This window comes from uncultured Kiloniella sp., assembly GCF_937128705.1.
In the GTDB taxonomy this organism is placed as follows: Bacteria; Pseudomonadota; Alphaproteobacteria; order Kiloniellales; family Kiloniellaceae; genus Kiloniella.
In genome coordinates this window covers 1-5,931 of sequence record NZ_CAKZMP010000178.1, presented here as the reverse complement: position 1 = coordinate 5,931, position 5,931 = coordinate 1, and the positions used below count along the sequence as shown (strand labels likewise).

8 protein-coding genes are annotated in these 5,931 nt (G+C 42.2%); 4 read left to right on the top strand and 4 right to left on the bottom strand.

What is annotated here, in order from left to right; translation table 11 throughout:
* Together Q0241_RS09730 and Q0241_RS09725 are read left to right on the top strand one after the other, a co-directional pair.
* On the top strand, window positions 1-339 hold a 339-nt coding region (locus Q0241_RS09730; RefSeq protein ID WP_299376710.1), incomplete at its 5' end, for a LysE family transporter.
* 266 nt (window positions 340-605) lie between these two features.
* Entirely contained in the window at window positions 606-1,601 is a 996-nt protein-coding gene (locus Q0241_RS09725) for a homocysteine S-methyltransferase family protein (RefSeq protein ID WP_299376707.1), read from the top strand.
* A 360-nt stretch (window positions 1,602-1,961) separates the two neighbouring features.
* Here the strand turns inward: Q0241_RS09725 and Q0241_RS09720 are convergent, their stop codons facing one another.
* From Q0241_RS09720 to Q0241_RS09710, 3 genes are all read right to left on the bottom strand, one after another.
* Window positions 1,962-2,522, bottom strand: a complete 561-nt coding sequence (locus Q0241_RS09720) for a PAS domain-containing protein (RefSeq protein ID WP_299376704.1) — start codon at window positions 2,520-2,522, stop codon at window positions 1,962-1,964.
* 335 nt (window positions 2,523-2,857) lie between these two features.
* Window positions 2,858-3,421 carry a PAS domain-containing protein gene (locus tag Q0241_RS09715; protein ID WP_299376713.1) on the bottom strand — a complete coding sequence of 188 codons (564 nt, stop codon included), beginning with the start codon at window positions 3,419-3,421 and terminating at the stop codon, window positions 2,858-2,860.
* Window positions 3,422-3,717: 296 nt separating this feature from the next.
* On the bottom strand, window positions 3,718-4,359 hold the full coding sequence (locus tag Q0241_RS09710) for a hypothetical protein (RefSeq protein ID WP_299376701.1): 642 nt from the start codon (window positions 4,357-4,359) through the stop codon (window positions 3,718-3,720).
* Between the two features lie 119 nt (window positions 4,360-4,478).
* Between Q0241_RS09710 and Q0241_RS09705 the strand changes: the two genes are divergently transcribed.
* Window positions 4,479-4,697 (top strand): DUF6500 family protein, encoded by a 219-nt coding sequence (locus Q0241_RS09705; RefSeq protein WP_299376698.1) that lies wholly within the window; start codon window positions 4,479-4,481, stop codon window positions 4,695-4,697.
* A 71-nt stretch (window positions 4,698-4,768) separates the two neighbouring features.
* Here the strand turns inward: Q0241_RS09705 and Q0241_RS09700 are convergent, their stop codons facing one another.
* Window positions 4,769-5,203, bottom strand: a complete 435-nt coding sequence (locus tag Q0241_RS09700; RefSeq protein WP_299376695.1) for a hypothetical protein — start codon at window positions 5,201-5,203, stop codon at window positions 4,769-4,771.
* A 343-nt stretch (window positions 5,204-5,546) separates the two neighbouring features.
* Here Q0241_RS09700 and Q0241_RS09695 point away from each other — a divergent pair.
* The coding region (locus Q0241_RS09695) for a formate/nitrite transporter family protein (protein WP_299376692.1) at window positions 5,547-5,931 on the top strand (385 nt) is incomplete at its 3' end.

The following is a 5,931-nucleotide window of genomic DNA, read 5'->3' as shown; positions in this document are numbered from 1 at the left end:
TTTAAGTCTTCACGTCAAACCCAGAGATCTGCCCCTTATCTTTTTCGTCAATCCCTACTTGTCGGCCTGACAAACCCAAAGATGATCATCTTTTTATTGGCACTGTTTCCTCTTTTCTTGAATTCCGAAGACGCAGCAACGCCTCAACTTTTACTCATGACACTCACCTTTATGGGATTGTCTTTTCTCTCTCTCAGTGCCTTTGCCTATGCGGCCGTCAGACTAGCCAGTTTGATCAGAAACCCATCTGCGATAACATTCATCAACAAACTCGTCGCGATCATTTTTTTCGGGTTTGGGTGCAGCTTAATTTATTTCGGTGTTATCCATTTAATATAGCTTAATTAACGTCCCGTTGATATGAAACTTCGGTCCTCTGGAACAAATAAGCAGGGTAAACCTTGTTCCCGCTGATCGCGCCCCTTAATCCCTTCCTCCTTTCATTACGCCCTTCGTTGCCCCATTCATTGCTACATCCATTACCACCAAGATCTGTGTAACCGTTGACAGCTTTACCTTGAAACATTTCCCCCGATAGTGTTTTCTTAGATAAAAACGGCTTATAATAGGGTATTGAGTCACGGGTGAGCGAGAGGCCACAGAGCATGTCGGGAACAAACGGAACAATCAGCACAGGACGCTTCAGAAACGCCTTGCCTCAACTCAACGGCGGACTATTCCTCACCGATGGGGGCATAGAGACAGATTTAATATTTAACCAAGGCATTCCAATCAAGGCTTTCGCGGCCCACACCCTTTTGCCCGATGAAAAAGGTCGTGCAGCCCTGACAGACTACTATACCGGCTTTCTCTCTCTTGCCGCACAAATGAATACAGGCTTCATTCTCGATGCCCAAACATGGAAAGCCCATGCCCACTGGGCAGACGACTTGGGTGAAACTATTGACGAGATAGAAGCAGCTAATCGCGCGTCCATTGAATATATCGCCGAACTTCGCGACACACGATCACGCCACAATCGACAGCCAATTGTCCTCAATGCCTCGCTTGGCCCCCGCGGGGATGCCTATGCCCCGGATTATCAGATTAGCGTCAAAGAGGCGGAAGATTATCACGAACAACAGGTCAATTGGTTAGCCACAACCGCAGTAGATATGCTTTCTGCCGTAACCTTTACACAATCAGAAGAAGCGATCGGCGCGATACATGCCGCACAAAAGGCAAAGCTTCCCATTGCAGTTTCTTTCACCGTTGAAACCAACGGCTTATTACCAACAGGCCAAACCCTGCCCGATGCCATTGATCAGGTTGACCGAGAAACCAACGGACAGGCCGTTTATTTTATGATCAACTGTGCACACCCTGAGCATTTTCCTGATGATTTTTCACACAGTAATCTCAAAGACCAAAATTGGGCAAAAAGAATAAAGGGCATTCGTTGTAATGCATCACGCATGAGCCACGAAGAGCTTGATAACTGTGAAACGCTCGACCCCGGAAACCCGCAGGAACTGGGCCAACAATACAAGAACATTTATGCCAAAATGCCGTGGTTGAATATTTTCGGTGGTTGCTGTGGTTCAGATTTACGACACGTCACAGAAATAGCCCGCTCCATTATCCCCGCTACATCAAATTGAGTTTTGAAAATGTTCTTCAGGGGTTCAACACACTTACCCCGACTATTTTTAATAGCCGCGTTGATGCTAGCCCCCAAAGCTAGCCAAAACTTAGCCACGACCGAGTAAAAACCCAACAAAGCAAACAGACAGACACAACATAAGAATTTCATGGATATAATCATTCGGGCAGCTTTACGCAGCACCCCGTATTAACAAGCCATGAAATTAGTAGGCCGTGAAATTAGCAGGTTCCAAAACTCCAGATAGAAAAATTCATATAGAAATGCCCAGATAACCACCACCGGATTACCAACCCCCAAGAAAATCGACGTTCGGGATCAGGCCTGCATTTCTATTTATTAATTCTTACAATTTTTCTTAGGCTTCTGCCAACGACGGATAAACTAAATCCTGAACACCATCTAATCCGGCACCAATATCGATAAACCGTCTCGAAAATATTCTCAGGTAATCCCGATTTTCTCTTTCGGTGTCCGGCAATCGCTTCTCACAATCCAGTTCATTTTTTTGAAACAAGATCAAGGGATTACCACCATCTTTATTCAGCAAAGGAAGTCCAACTGTTTCTAGACACACACTCAGGCCACTTTTCATAACCTGCTCTACAACACCCACAAGACCACAGGGCTGATTAACCACGGACCACAAAGCCTGTGAAGCCTGTACTTTGCGTTCATGGCCAACAAGGTCCAGATAATTGGTACCTTCACGAGCATCCCCAAATCTATCACTTAGGTTTGATCCCAAAAGGCGAATTTTGATATAATCGTCCGAAATCATTTCGTAGATCATAAAATTTGGAAGCAAAGACGGTATCTGTTCCGGTCGAAAACTGTCGCGAGAAGGTGCAAAACCAACACGCGGCAAGTCAAGCCAGTACCGATAGAACTCTGCAGATTTCGGATGTTTAAAATCCATGGAGAACCACAGCCTTTTTTTATTCTTTACACAAGCAAAGCAGTCGTCAGAACTGACCGTTGTTTTTTGACTTAAACACTTAGAAAATAAGATAAAGAAAGCAACTAGGACCAGCGCAGAAAACTACGAATTTAGATCATGCCTGTGTCAATTGACATTAATCAAGGATTATCTTCCTCAAACTTTGGATGTTTTGAAATAAACCAGAAATAAAGATATCCTACGATATAAAATTACACAAAATAGATAATTTAACACCTTAAATTTCCCGCGACACTGAACACAAAGCCATTGTAAAAGAAAGATAAATTACAATTACGCAATCTTACTGCGAATCAATCGCGAAATTGCGGGACACCCAGACCAAGATCAAAATAAGACCGTTCTACGACCCTGATGTACTTCAACAAACCATCACCTTTATCATCAAATTCCAGCGGCTCTTTTACTTGTCGTTCATCACTATCATAAGCAATCTCATTACTCTGAAAGAAAAGAATAGGATGCTCACCTTCAACATTCGATACCGGCACACCAACCACTTCAATATGAGCAATACGCCCCGATACCAGTTCCTGCGCGAGCACCGCATGCATCCCACAGTTATTTTTAGCCTGTGACCAAAAGGCTGCCGACGCGGCGTCTTTTCGGTGCTCTTCCACAAAATCCAGATAATTGCTCCCGGTACGGTGACCGCCAAAGCGCTCTTCAACTGTAGAGCCAATAAGTCTGATCCGGATAAAATCTTGGGAGACCAGCTCGTAAACCACCATCGTTGATAGCAAGCTTGGAATTTCTTCCGGCATAAAGCTATTTCTGTCTGGTAAAATCCCTGTTTTAGGCAGTTTGCACCAATATTCATAAAAGGCCCGATTATTAGGATGCCTGAATTTAATCACGCCCTTGTAGCATTTTGGGTGCCCCTCTGGTTCGTCCGCAAGCAATGCACTAATTTCATAGAACAAAACGATAGTATAGAAACACAAAGAACATAGTTAATAAAGTGTTAACAAATCTTCACGGCATATTACTTCCTATGGATGAAAACGGTAAAACACAACACACCAGAAATGCGAGGATCTGGGATTAACTATTGAAAATATGTGAAACTGAATTAGGTTTCAATCGAAGGGTAGCATGCTCTTAGAAACATCTCCGTCAAAGAAAGTTCATGATCTTTGACAGCATCATTATCTTATTTTTTGCGTTTCACCCAATTTGGTATCCCTAGAATATTACAAAATCCAGTAACTGTATTGTCTTCGGTATCAGGCTTATCCTTATCCTGCAATAAACAGAATCTATCACACATATTCACATCATAAGGGCAAGCAACTGACGGCTTTATATGGGAATAAATCAAAGGAAAGAAGCTTCCTTTTTTCCATTTTGGAAACTCTGTAACCATTGCCGCTAAGAATGACCCTCGATATTGTTTCCCATTGGCAATATATGAAAATTCAACCTTCAACCCACCGTGTCTACCAATAGTTCTACCGACGACCTCTCCCGAAGTTAGAACAGGCGAACTGTGGACGATAGCAATAGCCTCAATCCTTTTGCTATTTTTCCAAAACAAGTACGCAAACAAAGCGATAAAAAAGAATGTAGCATAAAGAAAAAACAGCATATCCGATTCAAGATATGTCATTAATCCTGCATAGGTTCCATAACCACCAATAGGTATCGTAAAAAGCGCAAATTGAAGAAACTTACTTGTTAGATAATTTAACACTCTACTATCAAGCTTGTTCTCTTGCGCCAACTGATGACAATAATTTCTAAAATATTTTGATGCAAAAGCCAAAAATAACCAATGGAATTTACTTATTTTCAAATGATTTACGTTCCATTACACATTAAAAGTTCATATCAAAAACAGTAATATCCCTACTTAAGCGCATTGCCATCACATTTTTTAAAATCATATAAACTATTAATAAGGTTATATTATTTATGAGACAATCTCTAAGACAAAAAATCATCGAAGTTTGTGATCTAAAAATGAACAAAAAAGGTGAGACTGTCGGGCTGTCTTTCTATGCTTTCTTTGCCAACAAAAATGATGACCCAGACCTGCTAATGGAAGCGGCAACATGGTGGATCAAAACACATAAGTTGGATCACTTTGAAAAGGCAAAAAAGATCAAAGATATGATTTTGAATGGAAAGTGAAAGGGTTTTAGATGGAAAGTGAAGGGTAAATTTAGCCCCTCCCCTTCGCAGAAATCACTTATTACACAAAATCACTCCGCAACCGTATTCCGCCCCTCACCGCCAAATCGTGTTGCCAGAAAACCGATGACCAAGCCAATGATCGCACCTTCAAGTACAAACCAGAAAGGGTTGTTCAAAGCACCTGCTTCTCCAAACATTGACGTAAGTACTGCGGTCATTTTTTCATAGGCAAAGAACGTAAGAACAAAATTCATCCAGCCCCCGATAATGGGCGCTCTAAACCACCATGGCATTGGGATTTTTAATACCGGATGTTCAGTAAAAACACCAAAGACACCAACGACGGCCCCAAGTGTTGGATACCAAAGTAAAATCCCCCACCGGATCATCCAGTCAGCATCGGGTAAAAAATAAGGAAGACACATAAACCCGATCAACCCAAAAACAAGGCCAACTCCCTTACCGATGGCAACACGGGTCATTAGTGATGGCTTTCCAAACATGGCCTCTCCTTTCTATCTTCTGGCTTTTACGTCAATCTAAGCTTTTAGGGGCAGGCTTTTGACTTGGCTCTAATCCAATCACCATCTCCTAATATTTGACCTTCTGACGAAAAGATACGCGGCAGCAGATATCGATTACCTTATTTTGAATTCTAACGCTTATTAAATTGTAAACATTGATTTATGTCAGGGTCTTTTTGCTTCAGCTATTTGCAGGGCACGATGCCCGATATGACACGTCAGCATTTGATGCAAATCAGAGAAAAGATCTGCACCACAAGCTAAGTTACACAAAGGGAAGTTTGACCAAGCACCAATTGATCAACGGGGATTTATACCAGAGATGTCAATAGAACACCGCATAAATCCAGATGCCTACGCACCAAAAGAAATCGCAGCCAGAGTAGAGAACACAGGGGTTGCAAAAGCTAACTTACCTGCCTTACAGACATTAGTTCTTGCCATATTAGGGGGAGCCTTCATTGCCTTTGGTGCCATGTTTTATACACTTGTTATTACCAATACTGATATGGGCTTTGACCCTGAAAGATTGCTCGGCGGGATCGTTTTTTCTCTGGGTCTCATTCTGGTTGTTGTTGCTGGCGCAGAACTGTTTACCGGCAACAATCTCATTATCATGGCATGGGTCGAACGCCACATAAGTTTGGCACAATTATTAAGAAACTGGACGCTTGTTCTTGTTGGAAATCTGATCGGAGCAATAGCAA